General features: G+C 35.2%; 28 protein-coding genes. 20 read left to right on the forward strand and 8 right to left on the reverse strand.

Annotated features, from left to right (window positions below; translation table 11 throughout):
* The first annotated feature begins 1 nt into the window (after position 1).
* The 4 genes from EV697_RS02300 to EV697_RS02315 are packed head-to-tail and all read left to right on the forward strand — an operon-like array spanning position 2 to position 3,726.
* Positions 2-505, forward strand: a complete 504-nt coding sequence (locus EV697_RS02300) for an integrating conjugative element protein (protein ID WP_132022114.1) — start codon at positions 2-4, stop codon at positions 503-505.
* A complete protein-coding gene (traD, locus tag EV697_RS02305; RefSeq protein WP_132022116.1) occupies positions 505-2,691 on the forward strand; it encodes a type IV conjugative transfer system coupling protein TraD in 2,187 nt (728 codons plus the stop codon). The genes EV697_RS02300 and traD overlap by 1 nt, the downstream gene beginning before the upstream one ends.
* Positions 2,678-3,031 carry a hemophilus-specific protein gene (locus EV697_RS02310; RefSeq protein ID WP_132022118.1) on the forward strand — a complete coding sequence of 118 codons (354 nt, stop codon included), beginning with the start codon at positions 2,678-2,680 and terminating at the stop codon, positions 3,029-3,031. The genes traD and EV697_RS02310 overlap by 14 nt, the downstream gene beginning before the upstream one ends.
* Complete coding sequence (locus tag EV697_RS02315) at positions 3,028-3,726, forward strand: TIGR03747 family integrating conjugative element membrane protein (protein ID WP_132022120.1); 699 nt, start codon at positions 3,028-3,030, stop codon at positions 3,724-3,726. The genes EV697_RS02310 and EV697_RS02315 overlap by 4 nt, the downstream gene beginning before the upstream one ends.
* 55 nt (positions 3,727-3,781) lie before the next feature.
* On the opposite strand, the gene EV697_RS02320 is transcribed toward EV697_RS02315, so the two are convergent.
* Complete coding sequence (locus EV697_RS02320) at positions 3,782-4,093, reverse strand: hypothetical protein (RefSeq protein WP_132022122.1); 312 nt, start codon at positions 4,091-4,093, stop codon at positions 3,782-3,784.
* A 197-nt stretch (positions 4,094-4,290) separates the two neighbouring features.
* Between EV697_RS02320 and EV697_RS02325 the strand changes: the two genes are divergently transcribed.
* Genes EV697_RS02325 through EV697_RS02380 form a run of 12 tightly spaced genes read left to right on the forward strand, consistent with a single transcriptional unit; the run spans position 4,291 to position 14,165 of the window.
* On the forward strand, positions 4,291-4,617 hold the full coding sequence (locus EV697_RS02325; protein WP_132022124.1) for an integrative conjugative element protein, RAQPRD family: 327 nt from the start codon (positions 4,291-4,293) through the stop codon (positions 4,615-4,617).
* Positions 4,617-4,859 (forward strand): TIGR03758 family integrating conjugative element protein, encoded by a 243-nt coding sequence (locus EV697_RS02330; protein ID WP_132022126.1) that lies wholly within the window; start codon positions 4,617-4,619, stop codon positions 4,857-4,859. The genes EV697_RS02325 and EV697_RS02330 overlap by 1 nt, the downstream gene beginning before the upstream one ends.
* Before the next feature lie 20 nt (positions 4,860-4,879).
* The gene (locus tag EV697_RS02335; protein ID WP_132022128.1) at positions 4,880-5,266 is read left to right on the forward strand and encodes a DUF2976 domain-containing protein; all 387 of its coding nucleotides are present in this window, start codon (positions 4,880-4,882) and stop codon (positions 5,264-5,266) included.
* Positions 5,267-5,295: 29 nt separating this feature from the next.
* On the forward strand, positions 5,296-5,667 hold the full coding sequence (locus EV697_RS02340) for a TIGR03750 family conjugal transfer protein (RefSeq protein WP_132022130.1): 372 nt from the start codon (positions 5,296-5,298) through the stop codon (positions 5,665-5,667).
* A complete protein-coding gene (locus EV697_RS02345; protein ID WP_132022132.1) occupies positions 5,664-6,305 on the forward strand; it encodes a PFL_4703 family integrating conjugative element protein in 642 nt (213 codons plus the stop codon). The genes EV697_RS02340 and EV697_RS02345 overlap by 4 nt, the downstream gene beginning before the upstream one ends.
* On the forward strand, positions 6,305-7,195 hold the full coding sequence (locus EV697_RS02350) for a TIGR03749 family integrating conjugative element protein (RefSeq protein WP_132022134.1): 891 nt from the start codon (positions 6,305-6,307) through the stop codon (positions 7,193-7,195). The genes EV697_RS02345 and EV697_RS02350 overlap by 1 nt, the downstream gene beginning before the upstream one ends.
* Positions 7,196-7,203: 8 nt before the next feature.
* Positions 7,204-8,652, forward strand: a complete 1,449-nt coding sequence (locus EV697_RS02355; RefSeq protein ID WP_132022136.1) for a TIGR03752 family integrating conjugative element protein — start codon at positions 7,204-7,206, stop codon at positions 8,650-8,652.
* A 10-nt stretch (positions 8,653-8,662) separates the two neighbouring features.
* A complete protein-coding gene (locus EV697_RS02360) occupies positions 8,663-9,061 on the forward strand; it encodes a TIGR03751 family conjugal transfer lipoprotein (protein ID WP_132022138.1) in 399 nt (132 codons plus the stop codon).
* 8 nt (positions 9,062-9,069) lie between these two features.
* On the forward strand, positions 9,070-11,886 hold the full coding sequence (locus tag EV697_RS02365; protein ID WP_132022299.1) for a conjugative transfer ATPase: 2,817 nt from the start codon (positions 9,070-9,072) through the stop codon (positions 11,884-11,886).
* Positions 11,883-12,323: a hypothetical protein gene (locus EV697_RS02370; RefSeq protein WP_132022140.1), complete on the forward strand. Its 441-nt coding sequence runs from the start codon at positions 11,883-11,885 to the stop codon at positions 12,321-12,323. Before EV697_RS02365 ends, EV697_RS02370 begins: the two co-directional genes overlap by 4 nt.
* Positions 12,307-12,636 carry a hypothetical protein gene (locus EV697_RS02375; RefSeq protein ID WP_236824069.1) on the forward strand — a complete coding sequence of 110 codons (330 nt, stop codon included), beginning with the start codon at positions 12,307-12,309 and terminating at the stop codon, positions 12,634-12,636. Before EV697_RS02370 ends, EV697_RS02375 begins: the two co-directional genes overlap by 17 nt.
* A gap of 17 nt (positions 12,637-12,653) precedes the next feature.
* Positions 12,654-14,165: a conjugal transfer protein TraG N-terminal domain-containing protein gene (locus tag EV697_RS02380; RefSeq protein ID WP_132022142.1), complete on the forward strand. Its 1,512-nt coding sequence runs from the start codon at positions 12,654-12,656 to the stop codon at positions 14,163-14,165.
* A gap of 49 nt (positions 14,166-14,214) precedes the next feature.
* Here the strand turns inward: EV697_RS02380 and EV697_RS02385 are convergent, their stop codons facing one another.
* The 5 genes from EV697_RS02385 to EV697_RS02405 form a co-directional block, all read right to left on the reverse strand.
* On the reverse strand, positions 14,215-14,562 hold the full coding sequence (locus tag EV697_RS02385; protein WP_132022144.1) for a hypothetical protein: 348 nt from the start codon (positions 14,560-14,562) through the stop codon (positions 14,215-14,217).
* Positions 14,563-14,678: 116 nt separating this feature from the next.
* Positions 14,679-15,023, reverse strand: coding sequence for a hypothetical protein (locus tag EV697_RS02390; RefSeq protein ID WP_132022146.1), 345 nt, complete (start codon positions 15,021-15,023; stop codon positions 14,679-14,681).
* A 24-nt stretch (positions 15,024-15,047) separates the two neighbouring features.
* Positions 15,048-17,030 (reverse strand): integrating conjugative element protein, encoded by a 1,983-nt coding sequence (locus EV697_RS02395; protein WP_132022148.1) that lies wholly within the window; start codon positions 17,028-17,030, stop codon positions 15,048-15,050.
* A gap of 21 nt (positions 17,031-17,051) precedes the next feature.
* Complete coding sequence (locus EV697_RS02400; protein WP_132022150.1) at positions 17,052-17,987, reverse strand: TIGR03756 family integrating conjugative element protein; 936 nt, start codon at positions 17,985-17,987, stop codon at positions 17,052-17,054.
* On the reverse strand, positions 17,984-18,436 hold the full coding sequence (locus tag EV697_RS02405) for a TIGR03757 family integrating conjugative element protein (protein ID WP_132022152.1): 453 nt from the start codon (positions 18,434-18,436) through the stop codon (positions 17,984-17,986). The genes EV697_RS02400 and EV697_RS02405 overlap by 4 nt, the downstream gene beginning before the upstream one ends.
* A gap of 389 nt (positions 18,437-18,825) precedes the next feature.
* Between EV697_RS02405 and EV697_RS02410 the strand changes: the two genes are divergently transcribed.
* The 4 genes from EV697_RS02410 to EV697_RS02425 all read left to right on the forward strand — a co-directional run bounded on the left by EV697_RS02410 (position 18,826) and on the right by EV697_RS02425 (position 21,529).
* Complete coding sequence (locus EV697_RS02410) at positions 18,826-19,179, forward strand: hypothetical protein (protein ID WP_132022154.1); 354 nt, start codon at positions 18,826-18,828, stop codon at positions 19,177-19,179.
* 74 nt (positions 19,180-19,253) lie between these two features.
* A complete protein-coding gene (locus EV697_RS02415) occupies positions 19,254-19,505 on the forward strand; it encodes a hypothetical protein (RefSeq protein WP_236824070.1) in 252 nt (83 codons plus the stop codon).
* Between the two features lie 74 nt (positions 19,506-19,579).
* On the forward strand, positions 19,580-20,464 hold the full coding sequence (locus tag EV697_RS02420; RefSeq protein ID WP_132022156.1) for a hypothetical protein: 885 nt from the start codon (positions 19,580-19,582) through the stop codon (positions 20,462-20,464).
* Positions 20,465-20,545: 81 nt separating this feature from the next.
* Complete coding sequence (locus EV697_RS02425; protein WP_132022305.1) at positions 20,546-21,529, forward strand: ArdC family protein; 984 nt, start codon at positions 20,546-20,548, stop codon at positions 21,527-21,529.
* 236 nt (positions 21,530-21,765) lie between these two features.
* On the opposite strand, the gene EV697_RS02430 is transcribed toward EV697_RS02425, so the two are convergent.
* On the reverse strand, positions 21,766-22,926 hold the full coding sequence (locus EV697_RS02430) for an MFS transporter (protein ID WP_132022158.1): 1,161 nt from the start codon (positions 22,924-22,926) through the stop codon (positions 21,766-21,768).
* The gene (locus tag EV697_RS02435; RefSeq protein ID WP_132022160.1) at positions 22,913-24,190 is read right to left on the reverse strand and encodes an ABC transporter; all 1,278 of its coding nucleotides are present in this window, start codon (positions 24,188-24,190) and stop codon (positions 22,913-22,915) included. Before EV697_RS02435 ends, EV697_RS02430 begins: the two co-directional genes overlap by 14 nt.
* Positions 24,191-24,193 lie beyond the last annotated feature (3 nt).

Genomic DNA, 24,193 nt, shown 5'->3' on the forward strand with positions numbered 1-24,193 from the left:
CATGAAAAAAGTGGTATTTATCTTTCTTGTTTTAGGGGGATCTTTGAGTACCTGGGCGGAGAATATTATCATAGCAGATTTTGGTGGGGAAAGTGCAGTTAGGTTTTATGAATCATTACAACCTGAACATGATGTAAATGCACCCTATTATCCTAATGCACTTCCTTCATTCGTTTCTGAATTTGATATGCTTCCAATTGTGTCACATAAATTAACACCAGGTAAGGTTAAAAATAAATCCTTTGATTTAGCTGGGATTCAGCCAATTTTTCTTATTGGCACAGATAGTCTATCTCGACATTGGATCACTGAAAATTACCAAAGGTTATATCAATTAGATGCGACAGGTTTAGTGGTCAATGTAAATAATAAAGAAGAATTAATATTTTTACGTACACTAGCTCCCGAGTTACTTTTATTGCCTGTTTCAGGGGATGATTTAGCTGAACGTATTCCTTTATCGCATTATCCTGCACTGATTACGGAAACGGGAGTATCTCAATAATGTCAACTAAACATACTTTAGAAGCATTATTACGTCCCCCAGTGGAATTCTTTCCTGCTACAGTTCATGCATGTTGTGCACTAGTTAGTGCAACAGCCCCTTGGTCATTAGCTCTTCATCCTAGTATAGGTTATGGTATCGCAGCAGTTTTTGGGGCTTTAAGTGCGTATCGAGTTAAACAAGGCTGGCGTATAGTAAAATATCATCGAAATTTAAAACGACTGCCGTATTATGCTATGACAAGTCGTCAAATCCCTGTTAGCTCAAAATTTTTATTTGTGGGAAAAGGATTTGAATGGGAGCCTATTCATACGCAACGGTTACATGATTGTTTTTCATCAAATGGTTCTAAATATCGTAAACCATTCAAATTATTTCAACAAATACGTGAATATGAAAAACGTCATGAAAATTGGTTAACAGGGCTTACATCACTGGATTCACCTTGGAATCCATTTAGGCCACTTCCTCCTGTAGAAGGTATTCCTGCAATTCATGGTATTGAACTAAATGAAGTGGATGTAGTTCAAGCTATTAGTTCGCGTGTTGGGCATACAGCAGTATATGGAACGACCCGTGTGGGAAAAACACGTTTTGCTGAGATCTTGGTAACACAGGATATTCATCGAGGAAAAATATTAGCAGACCGTGAGGTGGTTGTCTTTTTTGATCCTAAAGGTGATGCAGATATGCTTAAACGTATGTATGCAGAAGCTAAGCGTGCAGGAAGGGAAGATGAGTTTTATATATTCCATTTGGGGTATCCAGATATTTCTGCCCGTTATAATGCAGTGGGACGTTTTAATCGAATTTCTGAGGTTGCAGGACGTATTTCAGGGCAGCTTAGTGGGGCAGGTAATTCAGCAGCATTTAAAGAGTTTGCATGGCGATTCGTGAATATTGTTGCACGAGCCTTAGTTGAACTTGGACAACGCCCTGATTATGTGCAAATTTCTCGCTATGTACAAAATATTGACTCGCTTTTCTTAGATTATGCAGAAACCTTCTTCAATAAGCAAGATAAGCAAATTTGGTTAAAACTCTCTGAAATTGCAGCAGTTATTGATGAAAAAATGCTACCATTTGGGATGAAAGATCGTCCTTTAATTTTTATTGTTAATAAATATATTAGTGAAAATGATGTTTTTGACCCAATTATGCAAGGATTAGCCAGTGCGGTACGTTATGATCGTACTTATTTTGATAAAATTGTAGCATCACTTTTACCATTATTGGAAAAATTAACCACAGGGAAAATTTCAGAATTATTATCTCCTAATTATGCTAATATCCAAGATGAGCGTCCAATTTTTGATTGGGAATCAATCATTCGTAAACGTGGTATAGTTTACATAGGTTTAGATGCACTTTCTGATGCAACTGTTGCGGCAGCGGTAGGAAATAGTATGTTTGCTGATCTTGTTTCTATGGCTGGGCATTTGTATAAATTTGGTATTAATGAGGGGCTTCCTGAAAAACTTGGTGAAAAAACGAAACAAGTTAAAATTAATCTTCATTGTGATGAATTCAATGAGCTGATGGGAGACGAATTTATTCCTCTTATTAATAAAGGTGGGGGGGCAGGTGTTCAAGTAACGGCTTATACACAAACGCTTTCAGATATTGAGGCGAGAACTGGTAGTAAGGCAAAATCTGGGCAAGTAGTAGGTAACTTTAATACTTTGTATATGTTCCGTGTAAAAGAGCCTGCGACAGCTGAATTATTGACAAAACAGCTTCATGATGTGACTATTTTACGTAGTACAGTTACATCAGCGACAACTGATTCAAGTAACCCTGATGATGAGAAAGCATTTAGTTCTAACACAGGACAACGTATCTCTGAAACAACAGTTCCAATGCTTGTACCTGCAAACATCACTAATTTACCAAAAGGGCAAGCTTTTGCATTGATGGAGGGTAGTAAATTATGGAAGATCCGAATGCCACTACCTGCAGTAGATCAGGATGACGATATACCCCATTCATTGAAGGAATTAACTGAGAAAATGAAGATAAATTATCACGTAATTGATAATTGGAGGGAGCCTGCGTTTACCGAATATACACCTTCAAAAGAAATTGCTGAAGCCTTTGAAACCATGGCAATAGAAAATAAAACCTTTATACCTAAATCAGCAGATTACAGTTTAGAAGAAGAGGAAGCGCAAGATGACGAAGAATAATGTACCAAGTGAAAATGGTATTAATCTATTAGATTTACCTGATAGATATATTCAATTTGATGGACTGTTTTTTATTTCTTGTGCATTGCCTCGGTCTGATGATTTATTGATGCATTGCCAGTCTTATATTAATGATTTATATAAAAATCGTTTTTCACTTCATCAGTTTGGTGAAAAGTGGAAGAAGGACGGCATTTCTTTATGGCTAGCTCAAGATGTTGAACAGACTGAGTTGGAACAGCAAGAAAAAATATTTGCTTTCTATATAATGTTTTCACAAGGTATTGAAGGATATGTATTGATTCAATGCCAACTTGAATCATGGGGTTTATTACAATGAGTGAGCAATCATCACCTAGCTCAAGAAAGAAAGGCATATTTAGTCGAATATTTTCTCGTATCAGTATGATTATTGCGACACTTGTTCTTTCACTTTTGTTAAGCATTTTACTGGAGTGGATTGGCATAGCCTTTTGGTGGTCAGAACAGGGGCATTTACATAGTCAAAATATGATGCTTACTGAAATGCAATGGTTATCTAATGACTTTACCCAGAGTATTTTTACACGTTCTTCTACTGATTTAGCCACAAATATTATTGCAAATATGCATTATTGGATATTTGTAAAAACAGGGATTCAAGATTGGCTAGCAAATCCTGGTTCAACCTCAGTTGAACGATGGATTTACCATTATGGAAGGGCGTATATTGAGTCGATTATCTACGTTTCTATTGTGTTTGTTATTCGGTTAATTATTATTGCCTTTACTAGTCCTTTGTTTCTTTTTGCGGGGGTTGCAGGTGTGACAGAGGGATTAATGATGCGTGATATACGAAAATTTGGAGCTGGTAGAGAATCTGCATTTATTTATCATCATGCTCGTCGATATGTGATGCCATTAATGATTACATCGTGGGTTGTTTATTTATCATTACCATTTTCAATTCATCCTAATACCATTTTGGTACCATCAGCATTATTATTTGGTTTGATGATTTGTATTACTTCGGCAACATTTAAAAAATTCTTATAATGCTAATTTGTGGCAATCTAGTGAATATAGGCATATTTTGATAGATGCCTATTTTTTACTCCTCAATGATGATGAAAGTTCCTTCATCTATATCAGGTTCTTCCTCTTCTCTAACATGATTAAAACCTTTATGTTCATCAAATATGACTTCACCATATTCATTGAGATGGCTTTCAATAGTTTCACGTTCTTTATCACTTAAGAATTGCCAATAATTGCAGATAGGTTTCCCAAACGTATCCATTTTCCATAATCCAGCATAATTGTATGGTGCATTATGTGTATGGCAAATTTGCCCAACTTTTTGTGTAAAGCCAAGCTGTGGATAGATAAGTAATCCTAACCAAAAATAATGGTATTTTTTCATTTTTACAACATGCAAAGAAAAGCCAGTATGGTGAATTTATAACGATTTATCTAATTAGAATACACTTATTTATTCTCCTAATCATGAGAGTTTAATACACAAAATCTCTTTTAATTTTCAATAGAGTTTTCCATTAAATTTTTGCTGTGATTTTGGCAATCTTAGCCTTGAGTTAAATTAAAACACAGGGAGCTATTATGTTTGCTAAAAAATACTTTGGGAAATGGGTAGTGATTGTTTTAGCATTGGGCAGTATTACTGCTTATGCATCAACAGAAAAAGAGCAACTTGCTCAAGCTATCAAACAGTTGGAAGCGGCTGAGCTATCTTTAAAGAGAGCTGAGCAACTTGCCAAAACTACACCTAAAACACGTGAATTCTTCAATTATTCAGCAATTCGTCGAGATATGGAGATTGTGAAAAATGGGATTTCTCAATACATCAATCCTGCTCGGGCGATTCCTAGAGATCCAAAAGCCTTACGCACGTTAACTGAGGACTATACTAAATTACGGGGACAGTAATGGCAAATTCTAACTATTCTCCATCTAGTGCATTTTCGGCAGCAAGTGGCATAGATCCTACGCAACTTCGCATTCTTTTATCTGTTATCTTTATTGCTGTTCTTTTACTTGCTTATGCTTGGGCAGTAAATAGTGGTTTTAAGGGCTTTGCAAGACAGAATTATGATGTTCTCTCTTTTTTAATTTATCTCTTAAAAGGTGCTGCTCTTCTTATATGCATCATTGTATTTTTCACTTATTAGTTTAATCAAGAGGTTTTGCTATGAAAATAATCAAATTATTCTATCAATTTTGTTCTTCTAAATATTTGACCTTCATGCTTTTTTTCTGGGGTTGTATTCAAAATGTTTTCGCTGCACCAGATCCATCTAAGATTCCTGATTTTAAGATTCCAGGAGTGGATACTAATACTAAAGATCCGACGGAAATTCTTTTAATTGTAGGAAAATCAATCGTGACATTAGCTGCAATCTTTATCGCCGCATCTGCGATTCTTGTAGTTGCAAAAGCCTTAATCAGTATCTATAGCGAAGCAACATCTGAAAATGGTAAAAAAGGTTGGGTACATTTCATAGTCGCTCTTATTATTGGTTTTATCGTGATCTTCTTCTGCTTATGGCTAGTTAAACTTGCAGTAAGTCTATTCTAAAATCAATGTAATTCATATAAGGAGTCAATATGCTTGAAGGCGAAAAAACAATTTCCTTTTTACCTTCTCGACTTAATCGAGAAGCAACGGTATTCGGTGGGATGACTGTTTCTGAATTTGGGATTTCTGCTGCAATAGGATTTGTGATGGGGTTACTTATTGGACTCCTTTTATGGATTTTAACTGATTGGTGGTTATTGATACCAGCATTAGCCATGCTGTTATGTCTTGCTACAGTATTAATTGGAAAAGGAATCGTTGCTGCATTAAAACGTGGGAGACCAGAAGCTTATCTAAATCGGAAGATTGAACAAAAATTAGATGAGCTTTTAATGGGGGGGAAATTTATTCGACGTGAGGGTGCTTGGTCCATTCATAGACAAAAGGGAAACCAAAAATGAGTAATTTAAAAAGTCAGTTACACGAAAAAGATCGTAATATACGAACTACAAAATTTTTCGCAGTGTTATTTTTTATTGTAATATTGGCACTTTCATTTGTCATTTATACTTTCCCAAGCCGTTTAAATATTCATATTCCACCTGATATTCGAGCTGGAAGTCAACGTCCTTGGTGGGAAGTGCCAACATCAAATGTCTATGCTTTTGCTTATCAAGTATTCCAGCAGCTTAATCGTTGGAATGTGAACGGTGAAGAAGACTATGAAAAGAATATTACCGTATTAAAACCACTACTTACACCAAATTGTGAAACATTTTTACGACAAGATTATAAAGATCGATTACGCCATAATGAATTGCGTAATCGTACTCGTGGTGTTTATGAAATTGTAGGTCGTGGTTTTAGTGAAGATAAAGTAACTGTTTACAGCAAAGATAGTTGGGGTGTTAATCTAGATTTAAGCGTTGATGAATACTTTGAAGATGAACCTGTAAAACGTGTTTTCACTCGTTTTCCAATTAGTATTGTGAGAATGGATATTGACTCACAGAAAAATCCGTGGGGGTTAGGATTTAATTGCTATGTCTCAATTCCTCAACGTTTAGAAGGTGTTGATAATTCAGAGGGGAATAAATAATGAAAAGATTATCGTTATATTTATTATCTATTTTAGTTGTAGGGGCTCCAGAGCAGACTTTTGCTGATATTTTGCAAAAATGGGAGAGAAAACCTATTTCTGTTGCATTACAAGTTAAAGCAGAACGCATTATTTTTATGGATAAAAATGTTAAGGTAGGTTATCCAGCTGAGCTAGAAGGAAAAGTGCGAATCCAATCTACAGGTGGTGCCGTTTATTTAAAAGCTCTTGAAACTTTTTCTCCTACACGCTTTGAATTTCGTGATATCGCAACAGGTGAGATTTTTCTCTTTGATATTGTTGCACATAAGAAAATCACTAATTCAACTGAACCTATTCGTATAATATCTGATTCAGTTGTTGAGAAGCAGTCCGCTACTCTAAATCAGGATGATTATATTGTAGATGATGACGTAGTAAGTAAAACACCACAATTGCCTATTCCAGCGGCATTAACTCGTTATGCTGCACAATCGTTGTATGCACCATTACGTACTATAGAAGTCCTGGAGGGCGTGAGACGTGTAGCTCATCGTTTGCCAGAGAAAATTACTACATTACTTCCAGCCTATCCGATTATAGCAAAGCCATTAATGAGTTGGCAATTAGATGGTTATGTAGTGACTGCTATTCGTTTACAAAATCGTGGTACTACGCGTATTAATCTTGATCCAAGAGAGTTACAAGGCCGCTTTTATGCGGCGACGTTTCAACATAATTGGTTGGATAGTTATGGAAGTACAGAAGATACAACAACAGTCTATTTAGTGACAGAAGGGTATGCAAATAATGCTATTATTCCTGAAACAAAAATCTACAAAGCTCCTAAAAAATTGAAGAAAACAACGGTAACAACACAAAAATATGTTACCCAGAAATCAGGTAAGTAGGAGGAATTATGCAAGCTAACAAAGCTCTTTATGTCATCGTTACCATTGTTATTGCTGTAGTTGGTTTAATGGGATGGTTTTTATTTTATCCCTCTAGTACAGAAATGGAGCAACCAAAACGTGATGTATTAGATATTTCGATTAATGATCTTACGCCTGAAGAAATCAGAGCAATGGGTATTCAAGGTGATACTCCCCAAGATACATTAAGAACGCTTATTGCGACATCAAAATTAAATCAGAAAAAGTTCGATAAGACTTTAGATGAGCTCGAAAAATATAAGAGAGAAAACGAGCGCTTAACGCGCAAAGAGGCGGATACAAATTACCAAATTAATGAAGCTATTCGCAATGAAACCCAACCATTATTAGCTGAAATTGCTGACTTAAAACGTGAATTAGTAGAATCAGTTAAAAATTCTGAACGTAATGGCAATGCAGTAAATCATGATCAAGAAGGTACGCAAGGATTGCGAAAAGGTTTTGGGGCTGAGAATAATAATTTATCAATTGGTAATGGTAGTGATATTTCATTAGAACCAGCTACTCGTTGGATAGAACCAAGTGATCAAATTGGATTAGATTCAAATGGAAAACCTGTTGCAAACGGCGTAAGAGCTAACAGTTTTGGTTTCCCTTCTCAGTTTAACTCTAATGAGCAATCAAACTCACAAAAAAAGGGATTACCATTCATTGATGATACGGATGAAATAGGAGGTAACTCATCACGTAAAAAAGCTTCTGAGATTCCATATTATACCTTGCCCGAAAATTCTACCTTATTGGGTTCTATTTCAATGACAGCTTTAATTGGTCGTGTGCCAATAGGCAATAATGTGACAGATCCTTATCCATTTAAAGTCATTATTGGACGTGAGAATCTCATTGCAAATGGTCTTGAATTGCCTGATATTGAAGGTGCAATTGTATCAGGAACAGCTTCTGGTGATTGGACATTATCTTGTGTACGTGGAACTGTAAAAAGTATGACTTTTGTTTTTTCTGACGGTCGAATTGTTACCTCATCACAATCTGGTAATCAGAGTGACGAAGGTATTGGGTGGATTTCAGATGACAGAGGAGTTCCTTGTGTGCCTGGAGAGCGTAAAACCAACGCACCTGAATATTTAGGTTCAAATTTCCTATTAGCTGGGGCGAGCGCTGCAGCACAGGGACTATCTCAAGCACAAACGACTACAGTTGTAGATGGTAGCAGTGTTGTCGGTGCAGTAACTGGCGATAATAGCAAATATATTTTAGGGCAAGCATTAGGCGGTGGTTTAAAAACAGCAGCAGACTGGTTCAGAGAACGCTACGGTCAAATGTTTGATGCAATCTATGTGCCACCTGGACATCCTGTTGCAATTCATTTAAATAAAGAGATAGTAATTGATTACAACAAATTAGGTCGTAAAGTGAAATATCGTGTATCACAATCAACACCACGACTAGATTAGGAGAAATATCATGAAAGTACATATTGGTATTCTATTTTTAACTGCTTTACTTGCAGGTTGTTCAACATCTTCTGAAGATTTATTACCAACAAACGGGCATTCTATACGTGACGTTTGGGATAAAAATGCAGGCAGTGGACAATTACATCAATATCGTTCGCAAGATAATCGTTCAATCGATCCCGTAGACTATATTTCAAATAGAGAACAGAGTAGTTATACGAGAACGGCAGAAAATGAAATTGATAACTTGTTCCCTCGTTTACCCAACCCTAATTTACTGATGTATGTTTATCCGCATCTTTCTCCTTCTACTGAAATGATGCCAATACCTGGTTATTCTACGGTTATTCCTTTTTATAGTCGTGTGCAATATGCTCAGCCTGGTGAGCGAACAAGAGGACTATAACGATGACGATGTCTTTTTTAACCGAAGTACTTTCATCATTTAGACCAAGTACAATGGCTCAAAATGTGCCTAAACAAGAAAATATTGAGCCTATCTTGAGTGCAGAGGAATACCATTCAGAATTAGCACAAGGTCTCCCTCATGCTATTCAGCGTAGTGGTAAGATCTCAATTAGTCAGCACAATAAAAGATTATATAACCAAGTTCCTTCTTTTATTGATCATCTGCCATGGGCTGAATTTTTAGAAACTGAAGGTGTAATGTTACTTGATGATGCAAGAAGTCTTGGAGCAGTATTTGAAATTAAGCCTGTGGGAACAGCAGGGCGTAGCGAACATTATCTGAGCCGTATCCGTAATTTAGTCAAAGATGCTTTACAAGATAGTTTTGATGAATTAGATACCTATCCTTATGTCGTGCAATTTTTCTGCCAAGATGATGATGATCTACAGCCTTATATTGAAAATTTGCGTGATTATGTCATGGAGGGAGCAAAAGGAAGTGCATTTACAGAAGAATGGTTACGTGTTCAAGAAAAACATTTCAAAGATATTGGTAAGCCCGAAGGCTTATTTATTGATGATCGTGTAACTAATACCGCGTGGTCTGGTCGTATTCGTCGAACTTATATGGTTGTTTATCGCTATATCGATAAAAATGAGGAAGCAAATGCGATTGAGTTGCTTAATAACGCTTGTGAGCGTATTAATGGTGCATTAACCACAGCAGGGTTACACGTTTCACGACTAAATGAAAAAAAAATTCATCAATGGTTATTGCGTTGGTTCAATCCCAATCCTTCTGCAAATTTTGAGGGGCTTACTAATAATGAGTGTTATCGTTATCTAGAGACTGCTAATGATAATGATGATATACCTCTCGCATTCAGTGATTTTAGTGAAAATTTATTTTATTCTCAGCCTGAAAATAAAGGAAACTATTGGTATTTTGATGGTCAACCCCACGAGGTTATTGTTGTAAATAATCTACGTCGCCAGCCTGATATAGGTTTAATGACTGGTGAAATTACACGTGGTCGTAATATCAATGCACTTTTTGATTTACTACCTGAATCAACCATTATGGCTATTACCTTAGTTGTACACCCACAAGATAAATTAGAAGCGCATTTGGAGAAGCTCAGTAGTCGTGCAGTGGGTGAAAACTTTGAATCAAAATATTTGAAGCAAGATTGTCAGACTGTTCAACAGTATTTGAAAGAAAACCATAAACTTTATCAAGCCAGCATTGCATTTTATTTGCATGCTGAAAATGAGGCTCAATTACGTACACGCTCACGTCAATTACGCACGATTTTATTAAGTAATAACCTTGAACCAGTAAGAGAAAACTCAGAAGTTGCACCATTAAATAGCTATTTGCGTTGGTTGCCAATGAACTTCAACCCTCAACTAGATGCTAAACATTATTATACCAAGTACTATTTTGTACAGCATTTAGCTAATCTTTTACCTGTTTTTGGCCGTGATACGGGAACTGGGAATCCTGGTATTACTTATTTTAACAGAGGTGGAGCACCTTTCGATTTTGATCCACTTAATCGTAAGGATAGAAGTAAAAATGCACATAAATTATTGCTAGGTCCAACAGGTTCTGGAAAATCTGCAACACTTTGTGCGCAAATGTCACAATTAATGGCAATACATCGACCTCGCCTCTTTATTGTTGAAGCAGGTAATTCTTTTGGACTGTTTGCAGATTATGCAGAACGATATGGTTTAACGGTAAACCGCATTACGTTATCACCAAGTAGTGGCATTGTCTTACCGCTTTTTTCTGAAGCTCATAAATTATTGGATATGGAGCTAAATCCTGAAGAAATACCTGATGAGGCGGAAGATGATGAGGATGAAGGTGAAGAGCAACGTGATTTACTCGCAGAAATGGAATTGACTACTCGTTTGATGATTACAGGAGGTGAAAGCAAAGAAGATGATAAAATGAGTCGAGCTGATCGTGCTGCAATTCGTAAAGCTATTATTTTGGCTGCTCGTAAAACAAGAAATGAAGGTCGTCAAACGTTAACGGAAGATGTAAAAAATGCACTTGATGAATTAAGCCGTTCTGATGAAGTACGTGAAGAGCGTCGAGCACGTTTATCTGAGATGGCTGAATCACTAGAAATGTTCTGTACTGGAGTAAATGGACAATTCTTTAACCGAGAGGGAGAAATTTGGCCTGAGGCAGATATTACTCTAGTGGATTTAGCGATGTTTGCACGTGATGGGTATGAAGCAGAATTGGCTATTTCATATATTTCACTGATTAACCACATTAACAGTTTAGGGGAAAAATATCAGCACAGTTATCGCCCTATTGTAAATGTGACCGACGAATCTCATATTATTACGGTTAATCCATTATTATCAAAGTTCCTTGTAAAAGGTTCTAAAATGTGGCGTAAATTAGGGATCTGGCTGTGGCTTGCTACGCAGAATGTGGATGACTTCCCAAGAGAAGCGAGTAAGTTGCTTAGTATGTTGGAATGGTGGGAATTATTGAACGTTACAACAAAGGAAATTGAAGATATCAATAATTTCCGTAAATTGACAGATGCACAAAAGATTATGTTGTCATCAGCGAAAAAGGCAGACCGAAAATATACAGAAGGCGTAGTGTTATCAACGAATATGGAAGCACTATTTCGGGTAGTTCCGCCTAGCCTGTTCTTAGCTCTTGGTATGACTGAAAAAGAGGAAAAAGCAGAACGTAAACAATTAATGGCGGAATTTAGTTTTAGTGAACTGGATGCAGCTTTAGTTGTTGCTGAGCGAATTGATGCTGCGAGAGGAATTCAATCATGACTATCACACTACAACCCGTTTATTTATTTGAAGCAGGACCTCAAAAAGAAACATTGAGCATAACTTCTCCAGATGTTTCAAGTATGTTACAAGATTTTTGTCAAGCTATATTAGCTAAAATTGGAGTGGGTAAATCTATCATACTCTATCCTCATCGTGTTGTTCGTCATTATTGGGGACTAGAGCTAGAAGGGGAGAATGATAATCTTCCTATTTTACTTAATATTACAGGGCGTTTTCGCCCCCCACAATTTGATACTAATCAGTGGCCTGCACGTATCGTTATAGATGTTGCAGATCATATTGATGCCTATTGGTTTGCTATGTATTTAGCTGAAACACTTCATTTAAAAATGAGTAGCCCATCAGTGTTATCCACATTTAATGGGGATAACTCTGTGTGTAATCTAGAGGGTAAAGATGATGGAGCCAGTTAAATCAAGTAATATTCTTATGTGGCTAAAAAACGGATTGAAAATATTATTCATTGCTATTGTAAGTATAACTGCTACTTTATTTATCAGTAGTTTGGTAATGAACAATACGGGTATATTCAATGTAGATTTTCAGGATTGGTTTTATGAAACCCGTTTAGGCTGGTTTTTATGGCGTATTTTGCTTTATCTGGTTGTATTAGTACTTATGTTTGTTATCAATAAGCATTTCAACTTATCATTAAAAGCTAAATTACTCATTGCCTTTAGCATTATTCTGGTTGAAGGCTTGAATTTATTTTATCTTCTAGGCTAATTTAACGGGAGAATAACATGACGTTTACGGTTGATAGTTATTTAGAATATTTCCTTACGTTATTGGCGTGGATTATCAATAATAATATCTTTGCAGTATTGATTCAGACAGGGATCTCTTTAATTCCACTTATTGTAATTTTGTTTAAAACGTGGATAGATGTTAAGAAACAGGGTGATGATGAAGGTAATAAAGGTGAATTACTTATCCGTTGGTTAGGATTGCAGTATTTTCCTGCTATGTTTGTTATTGTGATAGTAATGGCACCGAGTATTACAATTAATCTCAATAACATCGAATTAAATGTGGAGCAATCAAAAGTTTGTGGTTATCGAGTACCACAAGCACCCCAAAATAGTGGTTATGGCGATTTAACTTCAGAATTGGGCGGAAAACAAGCCAAAGTACCATTATGGTGGGGATTTTTTCATCAAATTAATAAAGGCGTAACGCATGCATTAACAGCGGCTATTCCGTGTAAGCCTGATTTACGTCAAATTCGTTTTGAAGTACAGCGTGAGAAAATCAATGATCCAGCATTGCTTACAGAGTTACGTCAATTTGTGACACAATGCTATATTCCTTCTCGTCAGAAGTTGCAAACTAGCCAAATTTCATTAAGTCCTGCACAAGTACGCGAAGTGAGTTGGTTAGGTGGGAAAATTCTAGTATCTAATAGTGAGCTTTATCCACGTTATCGAGCTCAACAACCAAATAATTTGTGGGCTTATGATGCTAAACGAGACACCGGATTACCTAATACTGGAGAAGGCGGTTTTCCGACGTGTGATGAATGGTGGGTTAAAGATACTGTTGGGTTAAAATATAGATTACTTGTAGATATGCGACAAAATTTATCGGTCAATGTACAAGAATTTTTTAGTAAAAAAGATGGTTTTGATGAGTCATTATTGCGTACACTTGTAAGACCTGAAAACTTAAACATTTCTGGTGGGAAAGTATATCCTGGATATGGTGCTAATTTAGATGGTACATGGAGTAATGCAGTTACTCGTTTAGTTGCATCTACTGGCTCAGTTGTTGGCAGTATCGGTATTTTCCCAGCATTAGATTCGATGCGACAGGCTCTACCAATGGTTCAAGCGTTTGCATTAATGTCTGTTGTGATTCTATTACCACTAATTATTATTATGAGTGGTTATTCATTGAAAACAGTGATTACATTAACCTTTGTGAATTTTGCATTAGTGACCTTAACATTCTGGTGGGAGTTAGCTCGCTGGCTGGATTCTTGGTTACTTGATGTATTATATAATTCAGCAACTCATAATAGGCTAAACCCATTTTTCTTAGAAAATACAGAAGATGATTTCATAGTGAATTTTGTGATGGGGTCATTATTCTTGATATTACCAAGTATTTGGGTAGGTGCAATTTCATGGGCTGGTGTGAATATTGGTAATATAACTCAACAACTAGCGAATGGTTCAAGAGATTCAAGGGCAGCAGGTAAACAGGGTGGTGATACAATGAAAAGTGCAGCAAAAACTATTGGCTCAGGTATGTAAGTCAATCAATACTTCAAAAAATGAGATAGGGGATTATCTCTATCTCATTTTATAGCCAGTCTTCATCTGTATTTTCAGGCATTCTAAAGCCATTACTATAATATCCCTCTCCTTCTGGACCAGCAGCATGGAAATCATCAGTAATCCATTCACAATTATCTAACATTACTGATGATTTGTTGTCTTCAATTAAATTATTTTTGTAGTTTTTATTATTAGTGCTAGTCTCAGTATGCCAATTCCTTAGTAGTAACACTGTAACAAAAAGAAATGGTATTCCTATGATACATATAGTAGAAAAAATAATTTTTCTAGGAAATGTAGGCAAAAAACCGAGTTTGTTGTCAATTGATTTAGCTACCTTAGCAAAACTAGACCCTACATTTGGGAGTGTCATATAAACCTCCTTATTTGTTATAAATGGAATATACATGACGAATTAAATTGATATAAATATATATCTAAAGCGGAGATAAAATCAACAAGTTTTACATAATGTAATAGTCCATCATTTTATTGGATTGAGTGGTAGTCACCATCCCAATCTATATCATCTCGCATAGCATCAGTCTGGAGTTTACCAGTATTTTTGTCAACAAGATAACCAAACATTCTACGTTCAATACTTGGATCACCTCCGCATTTTTTATTATGAATTTCAAATGCATTGACTTCATATTGTTCTGCATTTTCGTTGATTCTATATTTAATGCAATCGGCTTTAAGCCCAGTAAGTTTGTTTTTGAAAATAGATTTTTCAACAACTTTATAAGCAGCATCTTCAGTTTTAACTGAAGTAGCATAAATATTTAAGCTGATACAGGCTAATAAGAGCGGAACCAGTAGCTGTTTTTCCATGAGAGACTCCTTGAATAATGAAAGTTACATTTGTTGTTCTAAATTATTACCTTTGATAATTTTTGTCAAGTTATCAGCATAGTTGGGGTCTGTTGCATATCCAGCTTTAGCAATTGCATGAGCGAAGGCAACTGGATCATCTTTATATTTAAAGGCATCACGATAACGTTTATTCTTATTCAAGAAAGCTCCGTATCCATCCGCTGCAGCCCCAAAATCGCTGTATGCGGCAAAGTTATCATTGATAGAAATACGTTTACCATTGATAACTTCATGAGTACCAAAATTAATTGAACCGCTTGAACCTCTTCCTTTAACACCAAAATAAGCATTACCTTTTACTTTTTTCCCCCATCCAGATTCAAGAGCGGCTTGTGCGATTACAACTTCAGCAGGAACTCCCCACTTTTTTTCAATTTCTTTTGCTACGGGTAATGCTTGTGCAATAAACTCTTGTTTGGTTTTAGCAGCTATAGAAGCCCTGGGAATTGTTCCGTTATAGTCAATATTGGGTGAATGAGCATTACCGAATGAAGGTATAAATGGTGCTACATTACTTGTGCTAGGCATACCTAAAGTAATGGTTTTACGTGGTAAAGAAATATTGTTTTCTTGTTCACCATCAGATGGGGAAGGTGTACCATATTCTAATTCTTTAACTCGTTTATCCAAGCTATCTTTCGGTGAACCATATGAACCTGCATGAGCTTCACGTTCAGCTTTATTTTGTAAAATAGCTGCAGCAGTATTGTTTGTAATGGCTTTTTGCATATCCATCTCAAGTTTTACCTGAGATATTTCTCGGTCAATAATGTTTAAAATGCGTTCTAATTCTGCTTGTGCATCCGCATTATTGGCTACATTAGGTTCGCGCATGCCAGCTAAAATTGCACGTCGAGAAAGCATCATTTTTTCCATAACTTTTGAGGTGGCAATTTCTCCAGACAGGCGCTGACTTAATACTTCTACATCAGGATCTTCACGTAATGCCTCAATTAATCCACGTGTGACAGGTACGGTATTTGAACTAAGTTCTGCGAGAGCTTCTGATGTAGGAATATTCATATTAAGTACTTTTTCTAGCCTACCTACAGTAAGCACATGTTCTTCTTCTATTTCAGGGCTTAAACCAACTCCTGCTTTTGAACTCGTTTTCGTACCACAATCTGTTTTACAGGTAGATATGGACTGTTCACCAATCACCTTTATTAAAAAATCAGCAGCAGTTTGTGGATTATCCCAAGTCTTACATAAATTACCATCACATGAAGATTCTGAAATCTTGCTTGTATCTAATACATTACGTTTATTTAATAGGTTATAGCCAGCTTTCACTACATCACCTACTAAATTAATTGGATCTTGGTTTTGACCACCTTTCTTTTGCCCTCCAACCCAAGCGCGGCCATCTTTACCTTGCTTATCTTCGAGTTCATTTTTAGCTTTTTTAGCATCTGGTTGATTTGATGTAATATCTTTAAAACTTTCTAAGTCGGCAGCTTGCCCCCATTTACCGCCTAGCGTGTAGTCAGCTAACGTTTTAGACATTTCTTCACAGCTTGTTTTTAGACGATTAAAATCTAATTTACCTTGATATAAACCATTTGTAATTAAGTCATATAATTGTGGATTGGCTCTTTGAAGGATCATGGCTGGCATACTTGCAACCGCTCCTTTAGCTGAATCAATAACGTTACCTAGTAAATCTTTAAAGCCATCTTTTAATCCATTTAAATCATTTTTAATTGTCGTTTTAATATCAAAATTGCCGCACGTTAAATTAGCCTTCCAGCCAATACCTAGTTCAACAGCATTTGTTTTTCCCCTACTAGGTGGTGCCATATAACCTGCACCGCCACCGATTTGATAAAAGACCTTATCCGATAAAATTGAATCGGCTTTATTAAATTCTAATTTATCTACAATAGAATCTGCGTTTGAAGCATTTAACCATAAGCAACCTAGAAGTAAGATAGTTGCATTATTGAGTGAAAATCGTTTTGCCATAACAGTATCTCCTATTTATTATTATTGCCAATCAATACTATATAAAAATTTTTGTCCTCTCCGTTTGCAACAACTATAAGGTCGCCAAAGAGCCCAAGCGTAATCACCTTTTGTTGACATTTTGTCTGAATGAGTATCTACAGAACTACCATGAGGAAATATGGAACAAGATTGCTCAGTTTTTGGATAGAGCATTTGCCATTTGTGGGTTTGTGCATTGCTTTCTTTTACTGGGCCTGGAAGCCATTCACCAGCACCACCTTTTTTAGCTGCAGGGAGATAAATGTGAGGCTGTGCCATTCGACTTACTATATCTGCAACACGCTGTACTATTACTGCTGATGCCTTGTAATCATGTACCTGATTGATTGCACCTGATCGTGGGTAAATATTTCCCCAATTATCATCGGCTTTACTTACCTCGCGCATACCTGGAACCATAGCTTCTGGATAAAACATTTCTGGTAAATTCTCTTTCCAAGCGAAGAAATCTAATCCACTTAAGAAGTAAGGAACAAAGGGTGTAGTTTGACTTTTGCAATAATATCCTGTGCTATTTAGCATCTGAGATATTGCTCCTTGTGGGTGACCAATGGCATCTGCATTCTTAAAAGTAAATTGAGTATATTGTTTATGTGGGGAACGATATTCACCGCCTTTAAGTGCTCCTTGATTAAAAGAATTTACTTCTGACCAGGGATTTTGTCCATCATGGTTATAACTAGATACAACCATTTCAGGAATAAAATGTTTTACTTTAGTAGATGTTCGAATACTACAGCCAAATTTTGTGCAAAAAAGCCAAAAACAAGTTCCTACAATTTTATAATTTAAACAACTACTTGAAGCACTTGATGCCATAATTGCAGTAGTATTAATGGACGCTTGAACAGGAATTAATGATGTCAGCATAACAACAGAAAGTAATTTGGCTAAAAAAGTGCAGTTAATCTTCATTGTATTTTTCCTCTATGTTGATTCCACTGTTGCCAAAGTTGTTTTGCTTTAGAAATGTTAGTTTCACCATAAATGATAGCATTATCTCCATTTGATGATTGGAACAGGACCGCGGGCACTTTTTTAATACCATTTTGCCAGCCACTGATTACACCTGTATATGATTCTTTAAGTGCTTTTTCTTTTTCTGCCCATTGTGGGGAGTTTAATAACGCTTTAGCTTGTTGTTCAGCGATTCTTGGGTCTCTACTGAATCTTTGGCTAAGCCAATTTTCAATTTGCTCTACTTTATCAAGGTAATAAATTTGTGTAGCTAACTCTGGATTTTCAATGCGATATGCTAATGTGGTGTAAACTGAAATATTTGGTTCTGTATTAGCAAAACTTAATTGTGTTGTACTTCCTATAAGGAATGCCAAATAAGAATAGAAATAGCTTTTCTTTTTCATACTTATAAACCTCTTAAATATAGCCAATATAAACGTAAAAGTTAGCGATATTTTAATCAACGATACAGAATAAACTCTGTTCAAAAATAAGAGATTTTTTGTAAAAACTCTCTTATTTTTTTAAGTAAAAAACTATTCCTTTTTGATAAAAAAAGTCGTATATTGTAACTATTAAGTCGCTGGAAACAGCCCTTAAAAGTCGTAAAACTCTTGAGAAGCGACGCTTACCCTTCGTGGTAAAGGAGTTTAAATCCAAAATGTCTCCCAGCATTCTGAAAGGGAACTCTGTAATTTTACAGGAATGCTACCTAAACTGACCACCTTCCGAGGGAAAATGCTTCCCTGGAAGTGTTCTCCTGAGGATTTTTTATTAACTTAGGAGAATTACTATGACTCTAAAATCTCACTCAGAATGGGATATTATCCCATTTGATACTCAACCTACTGAAGTAGCACAAAAACCATCTTTGTTTTGGAAGATGGGAAATGAACTCGGTAATCTTTTTGTATTTACAAAAAAACGAGTAACCTCAAAATATCGAGAAGTTACACGTGGTATTAATCAAAAGCTAGATGAAGAATATGAACATTTAAGAGCCGAATTTGAGGCAGATTTATTTGCTCAAACAGAAGCTTTTGAATACGAACTGAAAGTGTTGCGTAGACGTTGGATTGGTATTGCTATTATTACTGCATTCATCGGTTTTTTTATCGGTATGTTGACAGCATTTAATCTCATTTAATTTCTATTAATACATCCCATAGGGAATGCTCATTCTCTATGGGACTGGCATTTCCTTTTTTTAGGAGAAATGTAATGGAAGTTCAAATTAACCTCAATACTCTATCAGGTTTTATCCCTAAAAATTGGACAAGGGATACTCACATGATACTAACTCAACTACAAAAAGACATTACTCATAATGCAATTCAATCTTGGCAAAGCCGTAAAGAAGGAGAACATAAAGTCCGATTTCTTCAAGCAATGCAAGTGCAATATGGAGCTCACTTTCGGTTCTTAAATGTGCATCAAAAAGATGAAAAAACATTATTAGTTACTATTGATTAAACTTTTACCCCATAAGGGAAACACTCAATTCCCTTATGGTTGCAGTGTTTCCCTTTTTCTTTTGGAGAAACACTATGAACGTTTTAACCGCTTACTTTAATACTCAATTAGTTCAGGCAGGTTTTCCTGATGATTTTGAAATTAATTGGTCCTTAGGTTATAGCCAAGGTGACGGTATGGCTTTTTATGGCGATATTGAACATACCTATTGGCTAGGATTGTTTCAACGCATTTACCCAAATCAAAAACGCAAATGCCGGAAATTTGAAAGACTAGTAAGATCATTGATTGAGTGGCAAAGTTATGGGGATAGCTTGATAAGCATTAATCGTAACCATCACGGTTATCACTATTCCCACTTTAACACGATGAGCTTAGATGCTCCAAGTGCAGATGATTTCTGTTTCTTTAATGATGAACGAGCTAAAAAAGAGTGGTATTTCCCTACCTATAAAGTTGGAGAATATCAAGCCTTATGGGATGAATTTGTTGTAGATTTAACTGAATATATTCAAGACTTATCTAAGCAATTAGCACAAGAAGGTTATCGAATTATTGAGGCTACGCCATATCAAAAAGAAGTTGCTTATCAATTTGAGACTCAACATTATCGAGTTGAATTTGTGACTGAACCCCATGAGTTTTATGCCCATCATTTTGAAACCTATATGTATGATTGTGACTTTGAAGATGTCGAAAGTCTTTGCAAATCGGTACTGAATGGTACTCGTATTGCGAATGTTTATGCTCAAGTTTTAGATAAAGAAACCGGCATTGCATTAGGTGAAGATTACTTTGGCTATCTATGTTATGACCAACATGACAAGACCTTTGGGGGCTATCGCCAAATTTTGATTCGAGAGGCAATTAAAGCTGCATGTTCAAAAGATGGATTGATTAGTCGCCAGGCACAATTAATGCAGAAAAAATTATCGTATTTACATACACCGACAAACTGAGTTCCATCTCAGCATATCACCCATTGGGGAACATATTCCCTAGTGGGCGTGTTCTCCATTTTTACTTTAGGAGAACACATGATGAACACTCAAATTCAACACAAACCAGACTTATACCAAGAAATCACCGACCGCATCATCAAATGCCTTGAAGATGGCACTGTACCTTGGCTAAAACCATGGACTACACCTGATGCGGCATCTTGTTTTGCAACTGTGTTACCACGTAATGCCGTTTCAGGACGCTTATATTCAGGAGTGAACATCCTTTTATTATGGATTGCCGCCGCTGAACATGAGTATAAACAATGCAAGTGGATTACTGCACAAGCAGCCAATAAATTAGGTGGTCACGTACGTAAAGGGGAAAAAGCAACCATTATTGTTAATTATAACCCTATCGACCGTGAAAAATGTGATGACGACGGTAATCCAATCTTGGATGAGGATGGTAATCCGGAAATGGAACATTTTGCTGTGTTAAGAAGACATCCGCTTTTTAATATTGAGCAATGCGATGGGCTTCCAAATTCAATGTATGATACTGTGTCAGCAGAAAATGCAGATGCTGAAACAGTGCAATACACCTTATTTGCTGAAATCCGGCAGATGATTAAAGGTATGGATTTAGAAGTCAAAATAATGCCAAGTAATCGTGCATTCTATCGTCCTGGCGAGGATAAGGTAGTCATGCCTGAAATGAAACAATTCAATTCAGAAGCAAGATTCTATGGCACATTACTTCATGAAATGACCCATGCAACAGGTCACCTAAAACGCTTAAATCGGGAAGGTATTACCTCCGGTAAGGCAAAATTTGGTAATCAAGTTTATGCTTTTGAAGAGCTTGTTGCTGAAATGGGCGGCGCATTTGTCTGTGCACATTTAGGATTTAATGAAGTACCACAAAATGCAGCTTATATTGAAAGTTGGATCAAAGTATTGAAGGAGGACAAACGAGCAATATTTAAAGCCTCAGGATTTGCACGTAATGCGTGTGAATACATGATGGATGCACTCAATGTTCAACAACAATACGAAAAACATTTTTCTGATGCAGAATAATAAAGACTGAGGAATATTGTAAATCGTAATATTCCTTTAATCCCAAGGGGACTATCCCCTTGGGTATAGTGTATCCCTTTGTATTAATAATGGAGTACATAATGCTTGTTATTTTAACATATAACTCTATAGATTTTGAACTTTACAAAATAAAAATTGAGTATATAAATGGCATTTGTACTTTATCTCAAAAAACTCAAGGATAATAATGCATACAATTACTAATTAGTAATCTTTTATTTATTATACTTTTTACTGTAGATATGAAATATTGTTATAAAAACTAGCATGCAAAAAATTCCAGATGCAAAAATTATTTTGCTAAAATCAAAATAGTTAGATAACGCGCCAATTAACCAAAATGAGAAAATCATTATTAAAGAGCACAACGAGTTGACCATAGATAAAATAGTTCCTCTATCATTTGGTGAAAGAGAGTGATTTAATAATACTCCGAGAGATGTATCTATAATCTCATAACTGATTAAAATTATAATGAAAGTCAAAGCTATCCATATACCGCCAAACATAAGAGAAAGGCCTAGAAAACATAACAGTAGTAAGGAAAATAGCATTATTGACCTTTTTTCTCCAATTAAATCGGCAATCCCTCCTGAAAACACCGATGAAAAAGCACTAAATAAAAAAGAAACAGAGTATATTCCAGAGATAAACAATAAAGAAAAATCATTATCTTTAAGAACTGTTTGATAATACAAGGTAATAGAAGAAAATACTCCTTGAAATATGGCAAGAGAAATAATCAATATATATATATTTAACGATATATTGTGCAACATTTTAAATGTAGAAATACTTTCTCTATCATGAATAAAATTTCTCTTATAAAAGTCTACTACAGAAAATAGAACAATCATTGCAATAAATTGACTAATAACTCCTAAATAAAATACCATATCCCAGGCATTGTACTCCGCGATTACTCCTCCTAAGAAAGAACTTATTGCCAAAGCAGATATAGAAATGAAGTTATATCTCCCTATAATCTTATGATATAAATTTTTTCTTCTCTTAAATAAAAGTTCATCATAAATTAATGATTGTTCTGTCCCTGATAGTAATGCAATACCAAATCCATAAATAATGAAGAATATAAATACAGAGATATTATTTTCGGCAACAAGCATTCCAATAAGATAGATTATAGTGCATACTAATCCTAAAAACATTGATATTTTTCGTCCAAACCTATCAGAAACAATTCCAGATGGAACTTCAAATATAAACATTGCTATATTTAATCCAATCTGAAAAAAGGATATTTCAGACATCGAAAACCCTTTACCTTGCAAATATATCATCCATAAACTTCTTTCAAAAAACAGGCTACTAAAAAAACCAAAAATCAGCACCTTTGATATATTATTTAATTTCATAGATAAACCTTTTCATATCAAACAACTCTAAACACTCTATAATAAAATCAATATCATTCTCGGTGAATTCATCTTTTAATGAGGTAAATATATCATTTATATCCATCGATGGATTAATATTTCCTATCATACAAAAATCAATGTATTTATTGTAAATCATGTTAGATAAACTATGTAGTAAATAGTCAATATTTCTACTCTCTAAATTAAGCCCTCTAATATATTGGAATTTGGACTCATCTAAACAGACCCATCCTACAGACTCAAAAATAGGCATGAATTTAGCTAATGCAGATTCGACATATAATATTTTATTAGGGTATATTTTGTAAATATGTTCTAAAAATAGTCTTAACATACCGCATCCTCTTATAATGGGATGGAAGATTACTCTATATAATACTTTTATTTTATTGTTTATGTTTAGCAAGCTATCATTTTCTTCATCATTAGAATAGGGAGTTCTAAAAACCAAAACGCCAACAATATTTCCTTTATATACCAATTTATAGTAATCTGCATTATAACTATCATTTATATGTTCTTCTGCTGAAGGGAAATAATGATATTTTTCTAACAACTCATATTCATGATATGTAGCTTCGTCTATTATTATATCTTTTTCAAATGGGTTGATTTGCGAGATGGGATTTAATTCTAGATTAACATTTGAATATAAATCAAATGATATATGGCAATCAGGGAAAAGATATTTTCTTATATTCTCATCATTTGATATTAATATAAAGTTGAACTTGAATTTATTAGAAAATCGTCTTAAATTGTAGCTAAGAAAATAGGCTGTTTCTCTATCCAAATCACTACAAAATTCATCACAGTAAACATTTTTTATTCCATTGGAAAGGATTAAGGCGATTAAGAATCTGAACTTTTGGCCGGAAGAAAGGCTATTATATGGAGTTAAATACAAGTATGGTTCTGATAATCCAGAGACATTTAGAAAATATATAGCTTCTTTAAAATCATATTTTAAAATATCTATTATAGGAAGATCGCCATTACTTATTTTTATATCTTTTATATCAAAAAAATTATATTTTTCTTTGAGCAATTTCCCTAAAGTACTTTTACCAACTCCAGAATGTCCTGTTATAAGAGTTATACCATTACTGATGGTAGAGTCCAAACTAGATAGTTCTACATTATTTAAATTAAATATATCCCTATGAGGATTAGAAATACCAAAACTATTGCAAACAATATCACATTTTTCTGATGAAAATTTTAAATCAAAACTAACCATACA

Origin of the sequence: Bisgaardia hudsonensis, assembly GCF_004345785.1 — a bacterium.
In the GTDB taxonomy this organism is placed as follows: Bacteria; Pseudomonadota; Gammaproteobacteria; order Enterobacterales; family Pasteurellaceae; genus Bisgaardia; species Bisgaardia hudsonensis.